At 62.9% G+C, this 15,987-nt stretch carries 13 protein-coding genes; 7 read left to right on the top strand and 6 right to left on the bottom strand.

What is annotated here, in order from left to right; translation table 11 throughout:
• Positions 1-75 precede the first annotated feature (75 nt).
• Positions 76-399 (top strand): thioredoxin, encoded by a 324-nt coding sequence (gene trxA / locus BGO80_RS10695; RefSeq protein ID WP_126148977.1) that lies wholly within the window; start codon positions 76-78, stop codon positions 397-399.
• A gap of 562 nt (positions 400-961) precedes the next feature.
• Here trxA and BGO80_RS10690 read toward each other — a convergent pair.
• Positions 962-1,612, bottom strand: coding sequence for a L,D-transpeptidase (locus BGO80_RS10690; protein WP_223214106.1), 651 nt, complete (start codon positions 1,610-1,612; stop codon positions 962-964).
• Positions 1,613-1,813: 201 nt separating this feature from the next.
• Between BGO80_RS10690 and BGO80_RS10685 the strand changes: the two genes are divergently transcribed.
• Entirely contained in the window at positions 1,814-2,389 is a 576-nt protein-coding gene (locus tag BGO80_RS10685; RefSeq protein ID WP_286721404.1) for a hypothetical protein, read from the top strand.
• Between the two features lie 36 nt (positions 2,390-2,425).
• On the opposite strand, the gene BGO80_RS10680 is transcribed toward BGO80_RS10685, so the two are convergent.
• Positions 2,426-3,835, bottom strand: coding sequence for a helix-turn-helix domain-containing protein (locus tag BGO80_RS10680; protein ID WP_286721402.1), 1,410 nt, complete (start codon positions 3,833-3,835; stop codon positions 2,426-2,428).
• 151 nt (positions 3,836-3,986) lie between these two features.
• On the opposite strand from BGO80_RS10680, the gene BGO80_RS10675 reads away from it, so the two are divergent.
• Positions 3,987-4,214 (top strand): hypothetical protein, encoded by a 228-nt coding sequence (locus BGO80_RS10675; protein WP_286721400.1) that lies wholly within the window; start codon positions 3,987-3,989, stop codon positions 4,212-4,214.
• A 96-nt stretch (positions 4,215-4,310) separates the two neighbouring features.
• Positions 4,311-5,606 (top strand): isocitrate lyase, encoded by a 1,296-nt coding sequence (gene aceA, locus BGO80_RS10670; protein ID WP_286721399.1) that lies wholly within the window; start codon positions 4,311-4,313, stop codon positions 5,604-5,606.
• Positions 5,607-5,782: 176 nt separating this feature from the next.
• On the opposite strand, the gene BGO80_RS10665 is transcribed toward aceA, so the two are convergent.
• On the bottom strand, positions 5,783-7,762 hold the full coding sequence (locus tag BGO80_RS10665; RefSeq protein ID WP_286723003.1) for an acyltransferase family protein: 1,980 nt from the start codon (positions 7,760-7,762) through the stop codon (positions 5,783-5,785).
• 61 nt (positions 7,763-7,823) lie between these two features.
• Positions 7,824-9,233 (bottom strand): tRNA (N6-isopentenyl adenosine(37)-C2)-methylthiotransferase MiaB, encoded by a 1,410-nt coding sequence (gene miaB, locus BGO80_RS10660; RefSeq protein ID WP_286721397.1) that lies wholly within the window; start codon positions 9,231-9,233, stop codon positions 7,824-7,826.
• A gap of 112 nt (positions 9,234-9,345) precedes the next feature.
• Here miaB and BGO80_RS10655 point away from each other — a divergent pair, with 112 nt between their 5' ends.
• From BGO80_RS10655 to pnp, 3 genes are all read left to right on the top strand, one after another.
• On the top strand, positions 9,346-11,064 hold the full coding sequence (locus BGO80_RS10655) for a sensor histidine kinase (RefSeq protein ID WP_286721396.1): 1,719 nt from the start codon (positions 9,346-9,348) through the stop codon (positions 11,062-11,064).
• A gap of 144 nt (positions 11,065-11,208) precedes the next feature.
• Positions 11,209-11,478: a 30S ribosomal protein S15 gene (rpsO, locus tag BGO80_RS10650; RefSeq protein ID WP_286721395.1), complete on the top strand. Its 270-nt coding sequence runs from the start codon at positions 11,209-11,211 to the stop codon at positions 11,476-11,478.
• 312 nt (positions 11,479-11,790) lie between these two features.
• Positions 11,791-13,935: a polyribonucleotide nucleotidyltransferase gene (gene pnp / locus BGO80_RS10645; protein WP_286721393.1), complete on the top strand. Its 2,145-nt coding sequence runs from the start codon at positions 11,791-11,793 to the stop codon at positions 13,933-13,935.
• 200 nt (positions 13,936-14,135) lie between these two features.
• Here pnp and BGO80_RS10640 read toward each other — a convergent pair whose 3' ends face one another.
• Both BGO80_RS10640 and BGO80_RS10635 read right to left on the bottom strand, forming a co-directional pair.
• Complete coding sequence (locus BGO80_RS10640; protein WP_286721391.1) at positions 14,136-14,819, bottom strand: helix-turn-helix transcriptional regulator; 684 nt, start codon at positions 14,817-14,819, stop codon at positions 14,136-14,138.
• 108 nt (positions 14,820-14,927) lie between these two features.
• Positions 14,928-15,938 (bottom strand): aldose epimerase family protein, encoded by a 1,011-nt coding sequence (locus BGO80_RS10635; protein ID WP_286721389.1) that lies wholly within the window; start codon positions 15,936-15,938, stop codon positions 14,928-14,930.
• Positions 15,939-15,987: the final 49 nt, after the last annotated feature.

The following is a 15,987-nucleotide window of genomic DNA, read 5'->3' as shown; positions in this document are numbered from 1 at the left end:
CTTGTTCTTTGACTGGACTCTTCCCAGCTTTAGGCGCAAACACCCCTCCGCTTTCAAACCCAAAAGGCACGAACCATGACCTCACACGTTTCCGACGCCACGTTCGGCGAGGAAGTCCTCAACGCCAAGGAACCCGTATTGGTGGATTTCTGGGCCGAGTGGTGCGGGCCCTGCCGGGCGATCGCCCCGGTGCTGGATGAGCTGTCCAGCGAACTCGCCGGCAAGGTGAAGATCGTCAAGCTCAATGTCGACGAAAACCCGGGCATCGCCGCCCAGTATGGCGTGCGCTCGATCCCGACCATGATCCTGTTCAAGGGCGGCGAAGCCGCCGACATGAAGATCGGCGCCGGCACCCCCAAGGCGGGCCTGGCCAAATGGCTGGAAAGCCACGCCGCCTAAGCGATCGCATCGCTGACAGATAGAGGCTCTCTCCGCCAGGGGAGGGCCTTTTGTTTGGGGGCGTGGTCACGTTCGTGAGGGGGGCTCTGGGGGCCATCGCCTATCGACACATTGGCACCGGGCTCTCAGCCCCCCACCCTGCGCGCAAGGCAGGGCTATTGCATATGGGCTTGAGCACTCTGCACACCCCCACCCAACCTCCCCCTGAAGAAGGGGGAGGAGCCCCATCGAGTGCCAGGTGAGATATTGCCAAACACCCAGCCCTAACTCCCTCCCCGCAAGGGGGAGGGAGGCGAAAGAGCACCGAGATCGGTTATAAAATGCGCCCAAAAGGGGACTGCCCCGAAACGGAGAGCGGGAGCCGAAGCCCCGACGCTTGCGCCAGGGCTGCATGGTGGCTTGCCGACAGGCGCTCGGGCCAGGCCCGAGGGCGGATTGGTGCTGTTGCACCAAGTTCTGGACCACCGATAAAGAAAAAGCACCGCCGGGGTGACCGGCGGTGCTTTGGGTGCTGGCTGCGGGTGACTACGGATGAACCGCAACCAGCAATTCGAGAATGGGGTCAGGCGTTGATCACTGTGACGCGGGCGCCAACGGGGACGCGGGCGTAGAGATCGATAATGTCCTGGTTCATGAGGCGAATGCAGCCCGAAGACACATTGGTGCCGATCGTGTAGGGCTCGGTGGTGCCATGGATGCGGAACAGGGTGTCGGCGCCGTTCTTGTAGAGGTAAAGGGCACGCGGACCAAGCGGATTTTCCGGGCCGGGGCCCATGCCATTGGCGTAGGGGCCGTAGCGGTCGGGCTCGCGGGCGATCATCGACTTGGTCGGGGTCCAGCGCGGCCAGGCCGCCTTGCGGCCAATGGTGGCATTACCGCGGAACACCAGGGCCTCGTCCTTGCCGACGCCGATGCCGTAGCGCAGGGCGCGACCGCCCTCGAGCACCAGATAGAGATAGTGCGCCGGGGTATCGACGACCAGCGTGCCAGGACGCTCGGTGGTCATATAGGGCACTTCCTGGCGCCACCATTGCGGGTCGACGCGGCGCAGGTCCATGGCGGCGACCATGTAGGGCTCATCGGTAACCGGCCCATACATGCGCACGTAATAGGGATCGAAGGTCGGTTCGACGACCACGGGCTGGCGCGTGGTGGAGCAGGCCGACAGGGCGGTGGCGGAAATGCCAAGCAGGAAAAGGCGGCGGGAAATCAATACAGGGACCTCGGGGCAGGCATTTCGGGGAAGCGCGCGCAAATCGGTGCGCAGTCACCTCGTGATTACGCTTGTTATCCTTAACGTGGCACGAATTGGGCAGTTCCTCGCCACAATTTGATCTCATTGCGCACTGTTGCAGAACTCCCACACAATCGGCTAGCAGAGCGGGGGTGTGCAGCGCGAAAGGAAGCCTCGCCCATGGAACCGGTTGCCGATCTCTCGCTCTATGTGCGCCTGATCTCAGGCATGATCCTGGGCTTGGCGGTGGGCAAATTGCTCAGCGGCCTCGCCAAGTTCGTGCAGCATCCGCAGGAATATCGGATGAATATCGTCCACGCGCTGTGGATTTTCTTTCTGTTCGGCGCGATATCGGTGTTCTGGTGGGAAGAGGCGCAGACCTTCGGCAAGGTGCAGTGGAGCTATCCGCTCTATCTCTACCAGATCCTTTATTGCTCGAGCTATCTGTTCATGACTGCGGTGCTGTTGCCGGACGAAATCAAGTCCAATGACGGCGCCGAGAACCACTACGAATATTTTGTGGCCCGCCGGTACTGGTTCTATGGCGCGCTCTTGATCAGCCACTCTCTCGACATGGCCAATCTGGTTATCAAGGAAGGCTTTGCCGAACTGCCAATGACGCCGATGTTCTTCGGTATCAACGGGCTGATCTTCGTGCTGCTGGCGCTGGGAATCACGGTGCCCAAGCGGTGGGCTCAAATCAGCATCGCTGCCATATTTGCCTTGCTGACCATCTTTTCCATGGTGCTCGAGTAACAGCAATGCCGGGGTCGCCCTGGTCCCGCGCTACCGCTAGCCCATGCGCGCATATAGGCTTTCGGGCCTGACATTGTCGTCGAGCCGGAAGCGGTGGTCGGCGGGGGGGTGGGCTCGTTGGCCGCATTCCATGCGCGGGCAGATGCGGCAGCCGACGCCGATCGGCACCACCTGCTGGGCGCTGCCCAAATCCATGCCGTCAGAATAGATCATCTCGCCGGCATGGTGGATGGCGCAACCGAGACCGATCGAGAGATAGCGGCGCGGGGCGTTGTAGCGGTAGTCGCCCTTGGTGATGGTGCGGGCAATGCAGAAGAATTTCTGTCCGTCCGGCATCTGGCTCAGTTGCACATTGATCCGCTCGGGCGCCAGGAAGGCCGCGTAAATATTCCAGCGCGGACAGGCGCCGGAATGGCGCGGAATGTGAATGCCGGACAGCGAAAAGCGCTTGGAAATATTGCCGGCGATATCGGTGCGCACCAGATGCAGGGGAATGCCCGCCGCGCCCTTGCGCTGCAGCGTGGTCATGCGGTGGCAGACCTGCTCGAAACTGGCGCCGAACCGCCGGCCCAGCCGTTCGATATCGTAGCGATAGTCGCGACAGGCCCGCAGAAACGGCGCATAGGGCATGAGCAGCGCCGCCGCGAAATAGGCCGAGAGCACATTGCGCGCCAGGGCCGGCGCATCGCCCTCCGGCAATTCGGCGGCCGCGATCACCGCCTCGATTTCGGCTGTTGCCGCCATTTGCCCCACTTGCTGGGCGAGAAGAAAATTGGCGCTTTCTGCCGACAAGAGATCGGACACCAGCAGATGCCGCCGCGCCGGATCGGTCTGGCGGGCAATGCCATGGGGCAGCGAGGCCAGCCGCACCTCGAGCCCGAAGACATTGAAGAGATAGGTGCGGATGGCCGGATCGAAACTGTCGCCGGAATTGTCGATATCGACGCGCACCCTTTCGGCCGCATCTTCCAGCGCCGGAAAATGATTGGCGTTTTCCTGAAGGAAATCGGAAATGGCGTCGGTGGCGAGGTGATAGGGCTCTGCCTCCCCGTCCCGGCGCGGCGCTTCACCCCCTGACGCCAGCACCCGATAGCGATCATAAAGTTTCAGTACCGCCCGCGCCGCCGCTGGATTGGCGGTGGCAAGGTCGCGGATTTCGAGATTGGTGAGGTCGCTATCGGCGAAGAGATCGTCGCCGAAGGCCTCCATCAGGTCGCCGGCCAACCGGCCCTCGTCACTGTCCACCAGTTCGCCCGGCTCGACCCCGAAATAGCCGGCGATGGAAAACAGCAAGGGGACCGTCACCTTGCGGCGATTGTGCTCGATCAGGTTGAGATAGCTGGGCGAGATCCCCAGCGCCGCCGCCAGGTCCGCCTGGTTCAGCCGCCGCTGCCGCCGCAACCGCTTGATGCGGCCACCGATCTGGCTTTCTGCCGTATCGACCATGTTTTCCTCCGCCCCCGGATTTACAGAATTTACAGAACTGCGCTCCGGAATTGACCGCCGATTTACAGGTTTACAGGCGGTATGCAGGCTATTTCTTGCATTCTTTTGCCGGTTGTCAAATATTTACATCAACCAGCGAGGAGAAATTCCAATGTCCCCCCTTACCGCCGAACGCGACGAATACATCACCATCATTGCCCCCACCGCCAATGAGGCCATGGCCCAGTTCAAGGCCCGCGGACTCGACGTCCAGGGTTATGCGATTGCCGGCCGTATCGGTCGGCACCAGTTCACCCTGGTGGGGGGCGAAGACGCCCAGGAGCTGTTCTCAGGCGCCGGCATGATCGCTGCCACCTTCTCCCGCCGCGTCGCGGGATAGGCTGGCCGCCCCCAACCCAAAAAGTTCCACGTGAATCATTGCCAGCCGTCTTCGGACGGACCGGCGCAGCCATGTCCAAATTCGAGGAGAACCGACATGCTCGACAAGCCACACAAGCCAGAAGCCTTCCCGACGCCGGATTATGCCCCGGACCGCTGGAAGACTATTGCCCGCACCTATGCTCCCGCCGATGTCAGGCGCCTCGCCGGCTCCCTGCCCATTCGCCATACCCTGGCCGAGAATGGCGCGCAGAAGCTCTGGCAGCTGCTGCACAGTGAGGATTTTGTGCCCACGCTCGGTACCTTTACCGGCAATCAGGCCGTCCAGCAGGTCAAGGCCGGTTTGAAAGCCATCTATCTCTCCGGCTGGCAGGTCGCAGCCGACGCCAATTCCTCGGGCAATATGTATCCCGATCAGTCGCTCTATCCGGTCGACAGCGTGCCGGCCGTGGTCAAGCGCATCAACAAGGCGCTGCAGCGCGCCGACCAGATCCAGACCATGGAAAAGGCTGATGGCACTGCGACCACCGATCTCGATTTCTTCGTCCCCATCATTGCCGATGCCGAAGCCGGTTTTGGCGGCGCGCTCAACGTCTTCGAGCTGATGAAGGCCATGATCGAGGCCGGCGCGGCCGCCGTGCATTTCGAGGACCAGCTTGCATCTGAAAAGAAGTGCGGCCATCTCGGCGGCAAGGTGCTGGTGCCCACCAGCCAGTTCGTCCGCACCCTCAATTCCGCCCGGCTCGCTGCCGATGTCATGGGCGTGCCCACCCTGATCATGGCGCGCACCGATGCCGAGGCAGCGCGGCTGATCACCTCCGATATCGACGATTACGACAAGCCCTTCGTGACCGGCGAGCGCACGGCCGAGGGATTTTACCGGCTCAAGGGCGGCATTGATTGTGCCATTGCCAGGGGGCTGGCCTATGCGCCCTATGCCGATCTCATCTGGTGCGAAACCTCGACGCCCGATCTGGGGGAAGCGCGCAAATTTGCCGAAGCCATCCGCCGGGAGCATCCCGAGCAGATGCTGGCCTATAACTGCTCGCCCAGCTTCAACTGGGCCAAGCATATGGGCGAGGCCGATATGGAAAAGTTCCAGCGCGAACTGGGCGCCATGGGCTATAAATACCAGTTCATCACCCTGGCCGGCTTCCACAATCTCAGCCTCACCACGTTCGAATTGGCGCGCAACTACAAGGCGCGGGGGATGGCCGGCTATTCGCAACTGCAACAGGCCGAATTCGCGGCGGAAAAACACGGCTTCTCGGCCGTGCGCCACCAGCGCGAAGTGGGCACCAGCTATTTCGACGCCGTCTCGATGACGGTGAGCGAGGGCCAGAGCGCCACCACAGCCATGGCCGAATCCACCGAAACCGCCCAGTTCCACTGAGGCAAACCCCGCGCCGGTCCCACCCCGGCGCGGATTCACGTGAAACCTTTTGCCCGCGAGCATGGGGCGTCCCAAACGCTGAAGCCGTCGTGTTCAGCCCAGAGCTTTTCACGTTCTGGTTGGGGCGACCTTGGCTCCCTCCCACGAGAGGGTGAGGGAGGTGACCGCGCCTCGCTTCAGCCGCGGTTTGAAGTGGACGACTGCCCTTGCAACAGGCTGACGATTTCGGCGCGGAAGGCCGGGAGCAGTACCTGGTTGCCATGCCCGCTGATATGGTCGCCGTCCATGAAGAGCGGTCCTGTCGCATCATAGACACCGCACGGGTCCTCAGGACAGAGCAGCGGGAACGGGTCCCACAGATGCAGCGCCGGGACGCGCTGCGCGACCATATCGAGCGCTGCGATCATGGGCTGGCGCAGCTCCAGCATGAGACTGCGTGGCACCGTGTCGCCAGCCGCGCAGATCGGATTGGACCTATTGAACCAATCGGCGCAGCGATAGGGCACGGTCATCATGGTGGGTTTGGGCAGGTCCAGGAGGATAATCAGGCCCTTGGACGCCAGCCGCTCGAAATAGGGCAGATTCTGGTCCACCGCGAAACGCAGGCTTTCGGCAAAGCCCTCGCTGGCATTGTAGCCGCGAACGTCTTCAAGGTCGAAATGGAACCATTGATCGACCAGACGGTGCCCCCGAAGTGTCGGGAAAAACACGATATCGCCGGGCTTTGCCTTGGCCTCGATCCCACTCAGGATGTTCTCGACCAGGGCCTGGCAATGGTCGGAGCCGTTGATCGGATAGTAGAGCCGCGCCAGCTGGCAATCATCGATGCCACGGGCCCAAAGCTCCATTTTGAGGTCCTTTGTGGTCCAATGGAGCATGGCCTCATAGGCGCCGAGATGACTGTCGCCCACCGCGAACAAGGTCCGGCCGGCAAAGGTTGGTCCCGTATAATCGCTCGGGCGATCATAGGCATAGGGATACCAGGCCTGCTGGTCTTTGGTGACGCTGAGGGTCAGCGCATCGCGATGCGCGAAAAGCGCTGAATAGGTGAAGAGGGCCAGGGCAATGGAGGCCAGACCGGCGCCGACCACAGCGATATTGAAGAAGCGGAATTGTCTGTGCCCGAGCCGACGGATCGGGGTCTCTAAAAAATGATAGGAGGCAGAGGCCGCCGCAAAACTGAGCGCTATAGCGGCGGCAATCTCCAGCGGCCCATCGATCCCGACCGTCCAGCGGAACAGCACGATCATTGGCCAGTGCCAGAGGTAGAGTGAATAAGAGATGCGGCCGATGTAAAGGGCGACAGGCTGGCTCAGCAACGCACCGATCTTGCCCCCCACCGGCCTGTCGCCCGCCACGCCATGCAGGAACAACACCGCCCCAAAGACGGGCAGCAACGCCCATGGATAGGGAAAGTGTGCGGGATCGGCATAAAGCGTTGCAAGTCCGATCAGAACCAGGCCCGCAATCGCCAGCGCTCCACGCCACCGGTCGGTTATGCGCCAATGGGGGTAGCTGGCATGCAACACCGCCAGCATGACGCCTGAAGCTAGCTCCCACCAGCGGGACGCCAGCAGGTAGTAGGCGGCGCGCGCATCGGCATTGCCCAGATGCCAAGCGTAAACCAGTGACGCTACCGAGGCGATGGCGAGCACTGCGAGGCCCGGCAGGGCCTTCCGGCCCCGCAACACCCAGGGCGCGATGAGGGCAAGGAACATCAAGGGGAAGATCAGGTAAAACTGCTCTTCCACCCCCAATGACCACGTGTGGGTAAATGGGTTGAAATCGCTGCGTGGCGAGAAGTAGCCGTCATCGAACCAGATGAGGGCAAGGTTGCTGAAGCCGAACAGCGCATAGCGGCCTGTGGCATAGACAGCCTGGCTCAGCCAGGATTGCGGCACGAACAGCACGGTCAGCAGGGCCGTGACCGACACGCACAGGATCAATGCCGGGAAAATGCGGAGAAACCGCCGCGCATAAAAGCCGAAAATGAAATCGGCGATGCCCTTGAAGCTGCGATGTAGCAGGGACAACGCCACCACATAGCCGGATATGACGAAAAACACGTCTACGCCGACGAAGCCGCCGGGCAGGATGTTGATCTGCAAATGGCAGATCAACACTACCAGCACCGAAACGGCGCGCAAAAAATCTATTTCCGCGACATAGGACCGGGCAGTTTTGAAGGCGGGGGTCGAAATTTCCGGCGCCTCGCGCTTACGCCGCCACGGCCTGTTTCAATCGGCCGACCAGCGAATTGGTGCTGGTACCGATGATTTCGACCTGGTGGATGGCGCCGATCAGGCTGGTTGGGCCGTCGAGATGCACGGCTTGCAGATAGGGGGAGCGGCCGCCGACCTGGCCTTGCATGCGGCCGACGCGTTCGATCAAGACCGGCATGGTCTTGCCAACGCAGGAGGCGTGGAAAGCCGTGGTCTGGGCGTTGACCAGCTCCTGCAGCCGATAGAGCCGCTCGGTCTTGACCTCTTCGGCAATCTGATCGCCGAGATTGGCGCCGGGCGTGCCGGGGCGGGTGGAATATTTGAACGAATAGGCCGAGGCATAGCCGGTCTCGCGGATGATGCTCAGCGTATCCTCGAAGTCCTGGTCGTTTTCACCGGGAAAGCCGACAATGAAATCGCCTGATAGCGCCATGTCGGGCCGCGCTGCCTTGATCTTGTCGATCAGCGCCAGATATTCGGCTGATGTGTGCTTACGGTTCATGGCCTTGAGGATGCGATCCGAACCGGACTGCACCGGCAGGTGCAGATAGGGCATGAGCAGCGGCAGGTCGCGATGCGCCGCAATCAATGCGTCGTCCATGTCGCGCGGATGGCTGGTGGTATAGCGCAGCCGCTCGAGCCCGGAAATTTCGGCCAGGAGATAGGCCAGTTCACCCAGGCCCACGGGGCGCCCCGTGGCATCGAGACCATGATAGGCGTTGACGTTCTGGCCGAGCAGGGTGATTTCCTTGACCCCGGCATCGACCAGCCGGCGCGCTTCCTCAAGCACCTGATGCACCGGACGGCTGACCTCGGCGCCGCGCGTATAGGGCACGACGCAGAACGAACAGAATTTGTCGCAGCCTTCCTGCACGGTCAGGAAGGCGGTGAGGCCGCGGGTCAGCGTCACTTCCTTCTTGGCCGCCGGCAGGTGGGCGAACTTGTCTTCCTCGGGGAAATCAGTGTCGATCACAGGCTTTTTAAGACTGGGATGCATGTGGCGCTGGCTTTCGGCGCGCGCCAGCATGTCGGGCAGGCGGTGGTAGGCCTGCGGTCCGAACACCATGTCGACCACCGGGGCGCGGCGGGCGATTTCCTCACCCTCGGCTTGAGCCACGCAGCCGGCCACACCGATCATCAGATCGCCGCCACTGGCGCGCTTTTCGCTCTGCAATTCCTTGAGCCGCCCAAGCTCGGAAAACACCTTCTCGGAGGCCTTTTCGCGGATATGGCAGGTGTTGAGCAGCACGAGATCGGCGTCTTCGATCTCCGTGGTCGGCTCATAGCCTTGCGGCGCCAGCGCATCGGCCATGCGGTCGCTGTCATAGACGTTCATCTGGCACCCATAGGTGCGGATAAACAGCTTCTTGGGGCGGGTCTGGGAGGCGGTTTCTGCGGTGCTCATGGGCGCTCTTTACCAGAGGCGGAAAGCTGTTTCCATGCCTTGCAACCTCATCGGCCGTCGCGTGTTACCTCTCAACGAGTGAGTTCACGCCCGACTGCACTGGAGGTTGCGAATGGCGGACAACGCCGCCCCTGAGCGACCCTCTGCCCAACCCGATGGCAATCTTCCCCCGCCAAGGCGCGCCCGGCCGGTTGCTCATTACCTGTTCGCCCTCATTCTCGTCATCCTGGTGCCGGCCTTCGCCGTGGCCCTCATCCTGCTGATGCGCACCAATGACGCGCAGGACCAGGTGGTGCGCGCCCTCACCAATGCCACCGTGCAGGCCATGGGCCATTCGGTCGATCGCGAAATCGCCGGCATGGGCACGACACTGCGCGTGCTCTCCAGCGATTCCGCGCTTTACGAGGGTGATCTCGCCCAGTTTCACGATCGCGGCGTCGAGGCGCTGGCCGGCACCGGCACCTATCTGCTCGCCGTCGATGCCGACATGAACCAGCTGCTCAATACCCGCGTCAGCTATGGCGAGCCGCTGGGCAAAACTTCCGACGACGAAACCGCCATTCTGGCGCGCGAGCGCGGCGTGGCCACGGTATCGAGCCTGTTCTTCGGACAGACGGCGCAATCCTATGTGTTTAATGTCTGGCTGCCGGTGTCCAATGCCGGCTCCACCGTGCTTCTCGCCCTGACGCAGAATGCCGCCAATCTGGTGCCGGCGCTGCAATCGCGGCAAATGCCGGCGGGCTGGCATGCAGCCTTGGTGGATCGCGGCAATACCATCATTGCCGCCACCTCCGAGGCCGGCCTGCGCATCGGAGACATCCTGCCGCTGCGCCGCGAGACCACCACTAATGCCAGCGACTGGACAGAGGAAGTGGTCAACGACCAGCGCGTGGTGACGGCGGAATGGCGCTCCGGCCTCAGCGGCTGGCGCATCGTCGCCTGGGCCTCGGCGGCTCAGGTCAGCCGGCCGCTGGGAGAATCGGTCTTGCAGCTGACGGCCTGGGGCGTCGCCATCGCGCTCGTCGCCTCGCTCATCGCCTTTCTCCTCGCCCAGCGCATCCGCCGCTCCGTGCAGGGCCTGCAGCGGGAAGCGCGGCGCCTGGGGCGCGGGGAAATCGTCACCGCCGGGCAATACCCGGTGGCTGAGATCACCGAGATATCGACCACCCTGGCCGAATCCTCGGCGCAATTGCAGGCTGCCGAGCGTGACGTGCGGTTTCTCATGCGCGAGCTTGCGCATCGCTCCAAGAACCAGATGGCCGTCATTGCCGCCATGGCCAAGCAGACCGCCCGCGGCACCACCGATGTACCCACCTATGTGCAGGCGCTGGAGCGCCGCATCATGGGCCTGGCGCGCTCCACCGATCTGTTGTTGGCCCATGGCCGCGCCGGGGTGGGGCTGTCCGATCTGGTCGATCAGCAGCTGGCCCCGTTCCGTCCCGCCGATGGGCGCATCCTCGTAAGCGGACCCACCATCCGCATCAATCCGCAGGGCGCCCAGATCCTAGGCATGGCGCTGCACGAGCTCGCCACCAATGCCACCCGCTACGGCGCAATTGCCGATCCGGGCGGCCAGATCCGGCTGGACTGGCGCATCGCCGACGAGCGGCTGGTGCTGGACTGGCGCGAAACCCTGTCCCAGCCCCTGCCCCCGCCGGGGCGCGCGGGCTTCGGCACCACGGTGCTGCTCTCCATGGTCGGGGGCGCGCTGGGCGCCACGGTGATCCATCACGACCATGCCGATGGGGTGGAATGGACGCTCAGCATTCCCCTCAGCGCGCTCGACCCCGGCTTCGCCGCGGTACGGCCCGACGAGGACATGGACCAATAATCTCTGGCTTTGCGGGGCTTTTTGCCCTATAGAGCCCGCAACCGGCGCCCGGCTTGTCCGATACAATGCCCGGTTTTCTCGGCCCCACCTGGACGACATCCCGGCTGGGGCGGCCACAATCCTCTTTTGTGAAAGGATCAACCGATGTCGATTACTGCAGAGCGCAAAAGCGCCCTCATTCAGGAATACGCAACCAAGGCCAACGACACCGGCTCGCCGGAAGTGCAGGTTGCCATCCTCTCCGAGCGCATTGCCAATCTCACCGAGCACTTCAAGGGCCACAACAAGGATAACCATTCCCGTCGTGGTCTGCTGAAGCTGGTGTCGACGCGTCGTAGCCTCCTCGACTACCTCAAGAAGGTGGACGAAGCCCGCTACAAGACGCTGATCGAAAAGCTCGGCCTGCGCCGCTAAGCGCAAGAAGTTTCCGGCGCGGGAGCATGCCTTCCGCGCCGAACGCCCTTTTTGGGGCACGTGTCGGCGCCGGTTTGCGGCGCCCCGCATGAGGCCGGCGGTGCCGGAGCATGGCAGGATTATTGGCGCCTTCCGCCGCGGAGCCGCTTGTTGTCTTGTCCATGTTCTGTCTCGCCAGACAGCAACAGTGCCTGATTTTGAGCCGGTTACGTACATAGGGTGCGGGTCCGGTGCGGGCACACCGGTCGCGTTCGTGGGCCCTTGGCCTCTCCCCGCGTTCCCGCTCGACCGGCAGAATGGAAAGACGAAATCATGTCGATCAAGTTTGATCACCATAAGGTCGAGCTCAACTGGGGCGGCCAGCCCCTGACGCTGGAAACCGGCAAGATCGCCCGCCAGGCCGATGGCGCCGTGCTCGCCACCCTGGGCGAAACCGTCCTGCTCGCCACCGTCGTCAGCGCCAAGTCCGCCAAGCCCGGCCAGGACTTCTTCCCGCTGACCGTGAACTACCAGGAAAAATACTTCGCCGCCGGCAAGATCCCGGGCGGCTATTTCAAGCGCGAAGGCCGCCCGACCGAGAACGAAACCCTGGTTTCGCGCCTCATCGACCGTCCGATCCGCCCGCTCTTCCCCGATGGCTACAAGAACGAGACCCAGGTGGTCGTCACCGTTCTCCAGCATGACATGGAGAACAATCCCGACGTGCTGGCCATGGTCGCCGCCTCTGCCGCGCTGACCATTTCGGGCGTTCCCTTCATGGGCCCGATCGGCGCTGCCCGCGTCGGCTATGTCAATGGCGAATATGTGCTGAACCTGCCGGTCGATCGCCGCGCCGACAGCAAGCTGGACCTGGTCATGGCCGGCACGCAGGACGCCGTGCTGATGGTGGAATCGGAAGCCCAGGAGCTCTCCGAAGAGGTGATGCTGGGCGCCGTGATGTTCGGTCACAAGGCCTCGGCCCAGGTGATCGAAGCCATCATCAAGCTGGCAGAACTGGCCGCCAAGGAGCCGCGCGACTTCCAGGCTCCGGACTTCTCGGCTCTCGAGGCCGAAGTGCTGGCCATTGCCGAAGCCGATCTGCGCGCTGCCTACCAGATCACCGAAAAGGCCCAGCGCTATGCTGCGGTCGACGCCGCCAATGCCAAGGTCAAGGAGGCTTTCGCCGCCAAGATCGAAGCCGGAGAGATCTCCAAGGAAGCCCTCGGCGAAGTCGTCCACAATCTCCAGGCCAAGATCGTGCGCTGGAACATTCTGGACACCGGCAGCCGTATCGACGGCCGCGACCTCAAGACCGTGCGTCCGATCCTGGCCGAAGTGGGCGTGCTGCCGCGCACCCATGGTTCTGCCATCTTCACGCGTGGCGAAACCCAGGCGCTGGTGGTTGCCACGCTCGGTACCGGCGAAGACGAGCAGTTCATCGACTCGCTCGAGGGCACCAAGAAGGAAAACTTCCTGCTGCACTACAACTTCCCGCCATACTCCGTCGGTGAAGCCGGCCGCATGGGTTCGCCCGGCCGTCGCGAAATCGGCCATGGCAAGCTCGCATGGCGCGCCATCAACCCGATCCGCCCGTCGGTCGAAGAATTCCCCTATACCATCCGCGTGGTCTCCGAGATCACCGAGTCCAATGGCTCCTCCTCGATGGCAACCGTGTGCGGCACCTCGCTGGCGCTGATGGATGCCGGCGTGCCGATGAAGCGCCCGGTGGCCGGTATCGCCATGGGCCTGATCCTCGAAGGCGAAAAGTTCGCCGTTCTCTCCGACATTCTCGGCGACGAAGATCACCTGGGCGACATGGACTTCAAGGTGGCTGGCACCGAAGAAGGCGTCACCAGCCTGCAGATGGATATCAAAATCGCCGGTATCACCGAAGAGATCATGAAGATCGCCCTGGCTCAGGCCAAGGACGGCCGCATCCATATCCTGGGTGAAATGAGCAAGGCTCTGTCGGCTTCGCGTGGCGAAGTGGGCGAGTTCGCGCCCCGCATCGAGACCCTCAAGATCCCCACCGACAAGATCCGTGAAGTGATCGGCACCGGCGGCAAGGTCATCCGCGAGATCGTCGAAAAGACCGGCGCCAAGATCAATATCGAAGATGACGGCACGGTGAAGGTTTCGTCCTCCGACGGTAGCCAGATCGAAGCCGCCATCAAGTGGATCCGCTCGATCACCGACGAGCCCGAGATCGGCGCCATCTATCAGGGCACCGTGGTCAAGACCGCCGATTTCGGCGCCTTCGTCAACTTCTTTGGCGCCAAGGATGGCCTGGTCCACATTTCCCAGCTGGCCGAAGCCCGCGTTGCCAAGACCACCGATGTGGTCAAGGAAGGCGACAAGGTGTGGGTCAAGCTCCTGGGCTTTGACGAGCGCGGCAAGGTCCGCCTCTCCATGAAGGTGCTCGACCAGGCCACCGGCAAGGAAATCGCCAAGGAAGCCAAGGAAGACGCCGCCGAATAAGGCGAGCGCTTCGGCTCACGCGCCAGAGCGTTCGCGTTCTGGTCGATACTGCTCAATCGCCTCCCTTCCCCCTGTGGGGAGGGAGGCGAAAGCATTTAGAGCGGCGTGCACTTTGAAATGTACTCAGGCTCGCCTTGTCGCGCGTGAAAAGCGTATGCCGTGGTCATTTTGTTGGCGGTGCGGCAGCGAGCAGGTAGCGCCTATTCATGCGTCCAGCTGGCGCGCCATTCGCGTTCGAGGACGGCGCGGCGTTTGCCGTAGCGCTCTTGGGTGATGGTGAGGCTGGCGATGCGATCGGTGCGGAAGCTGCGGAAGTCCTGGCGCAACAGGCACCAGGCGGCAATGGTCTGCTTGCCCTCGTAAAAGGCCAGGCCCACCGGCCAGATGGTGCGGCTGGTGGCGCGGCCTTCGACGTCCTCATATTCGATCTGCACCGCCTTTTCCTGCCGCATGGCAAGACGGATATCGCCCAGCACCGGGATGGGGCGGCGCTCGCCCCAGACGGCCACCGGCCAGAGCGCGGTGTCGTTGATGCGGTCGCGCAGATCTTCGGGTGAGGCGGTGGCGATCTTGGCCAGCGCATTACGCGCCGCCACGCTCAGCCCATCATCGGGCTGGGTTTCCACCCAGCGCGCGCCCAGCACCAGGGCCTCGAGCTCTTCAGGCGAGAACATCAGGGGTGGCAGGAAGAAGCCGGGCTTCAGCATATAGCCCACGCCGGCTTCGCCATCGATCGGCGCACCCAGCCCGATAAGGGTCTGAATGTCGCGATAGAGCGTACGCACCGATACGCCCTGTTCCTCGGCAAGCGCCGCCGCGGTAACCGGGCGGCGATGCCGGCGCAGGGCGTCCATGATCGAAAACAGGCGTTCTGTCTTGTCCAAGCGAACCCATCCATTGCTGTCTCCTGCCATTGGCATGACAGGAGCATTGGCTCTTGGCCTGACAGGCCGCGTCAGCAGCGTGACCCGGCATCCAGCCGGGCTGACGCGTCAGGCGATCTCGATTTCGCACCAATGCCCATAGGGGCGCTCGGGCGAATAGATGACATTGGGGAAATGCGGGTTGTGCACCGCATCGGCCAGCGCCTGATCCTCAAGGCAGAAGCCGGAATGCTTCTTGTAGCTCTTGCCATTGAGCCCGGGCACCGGAATGTCGGTCCAGACGCTGTTATAGACCTGCACGCCCGGCCGATCGCTCCACAGCTTGAGCGTCAGATCCTTGTCGGGCGACACCACCGTGGCGATCGGGTCGGCAGTCCTGCGGCCGGTGTCGAGCACGAGGCCCATATCGTAATCGACGGGCGCGCCATTGGCGTCACGCATGGTGCGCGGATTGCGCAGATCGTAAATGGTGCCGCGCGAGGGCAGGATGGCGCCGGTGGGGGCGAGATCGTCCCCCAGTTCGGTATAGGCGCTGGAATTGACCTGAATGGTGTGGTCCAGCACCGTGTCTGTGGTGCCGAGATTGAAATATTGGTGCTGCACCAGGCTGATCGGGGTGGCCCGGTCGGTGGTGGCGGTCAATTCGAGCCGCAGGCGATTGCCAAGCAGGCTATAGGTGGCAGCGAAATTGACATTGCCGGGATAGCCCATGGCGCCATCGGGCGAGAAATGGGTGAAGCGCACGGCATTATTGGCATTGTCCACCTGGGCCGACCAGACCTGGCGGCCCAGCCCGTCCTCGCCGCCATGCAGCTGCAGATTGCCGGCATTGGGCGGCAGCTTGTAGGTGGTGCCATCGAGGGTGAAGGACGCGTCCTTGATGCGGTTGGCAACGCGCCCGGCCAGCGAACCGAAATGCGGGCTATGGGCGGGATAGGCGTCAAAGCTGTCAAAGCCGAGCACCACCGAGCGCTCGCCGCCGGCCACTGGCACGCGCCAGTCGCGCACGACCACGCCATAGCCAATGATGTCGACGGTAACGCCGCTATCGCTTACCAGCCGGAACTGATCGACCCGCTGTCCGCGAAAGTCGCCGAAGGTTGAAACCGTGATTGCCATTGTCGAGTCCCCTTTTCCCGCTCTGGGGGTGGAGCTCTAGCCTTATTGC

This window comes from Devosia sp. 63-57, assembly GCF_001899045.1.
In the GTDB taxonomy this organism is placed as follows: domain Bacteria; phylum Pseudomonadota; class Alphaproteobacteria; order Rhizobiales; family Devosiaceae; genus Devosia; species Devosia equisanguinis.
This window is presented reverse-complemented; position numbering and strand designations above follow the sequence as displayed.

Excerpts from the sequence above, each read along its gene's own strand:
- BGO80_RS10675 (WP_286721400.1), top strand. The coding sequence starts at position 3,987 with ATGTCCCCCCTTACCGCCGAACGCGACGAATACATCACCATCATTGCC.
- rpsO (WP_286721395.1), top strand. The coding sequence starts at position 11,209 with ATGTCGATTACTGCAGAGCGCAAAAGCGCCCTCATTCAGGAATACGCA.
- aceA (WP_286721399.1), top strand. The coding sequence starts at position 4,311 with ATGCTCGACAAGCCACACAAGCCAGAAGCCTTCCCGACGCCGGATTAT.
- trxA (WP_126148977.1), top strand. The coding sequence starts at position 76 with ATGACCTCACACGTTTCCGACGCCACGTTCGGCGAGGAAGTCCTCAAC.
- BGO80_RS10680 (WP_286721402.1), bottom strand. The coding sequence starts at position 3,835 with ATGGTCGATACGGCAGAAAGCCAGATCGGTGGCCGCATCAAGCGGTTG.
- BGO80_RS10635 (WP_286721389.1), bottom strand. The coding sequence starts at position 15,938 with ATGGCAATCACGGTTTCAACCTTCGGCGACTTTCGCGGACAGCGGGTC.
- BGO80_RS10685 (WP_286721404.1), top strand. The coding sequence starts at position 1,814 with ATGGAACCGGTTGCCGATCTCTCGCTCTATGTGCGCCTGATCTCAGGC.
- miaB (WP_286721397.1), bottom strand. The coding sequence starts at position 9,233 with ATGAGCACCGCAGAAACCGCCTCCCAGACCCGCCCCAAGAAGCTGTTT.
- pnp (WP_286721393.1), top strand. The coding sequence starts at position 11,791 with ATGTCGATCAAGTTTGATCACCATAAGGTCGAGCTCAACTGGGGCGGC.
- BGO80_RS10655 (WP_286721396.1), top strand. The coding sequence starts at position 9,346 with ATGGCGGACAACGCCGCCCCTGAGCGACCCTCTGCCCAACCCGATGGC.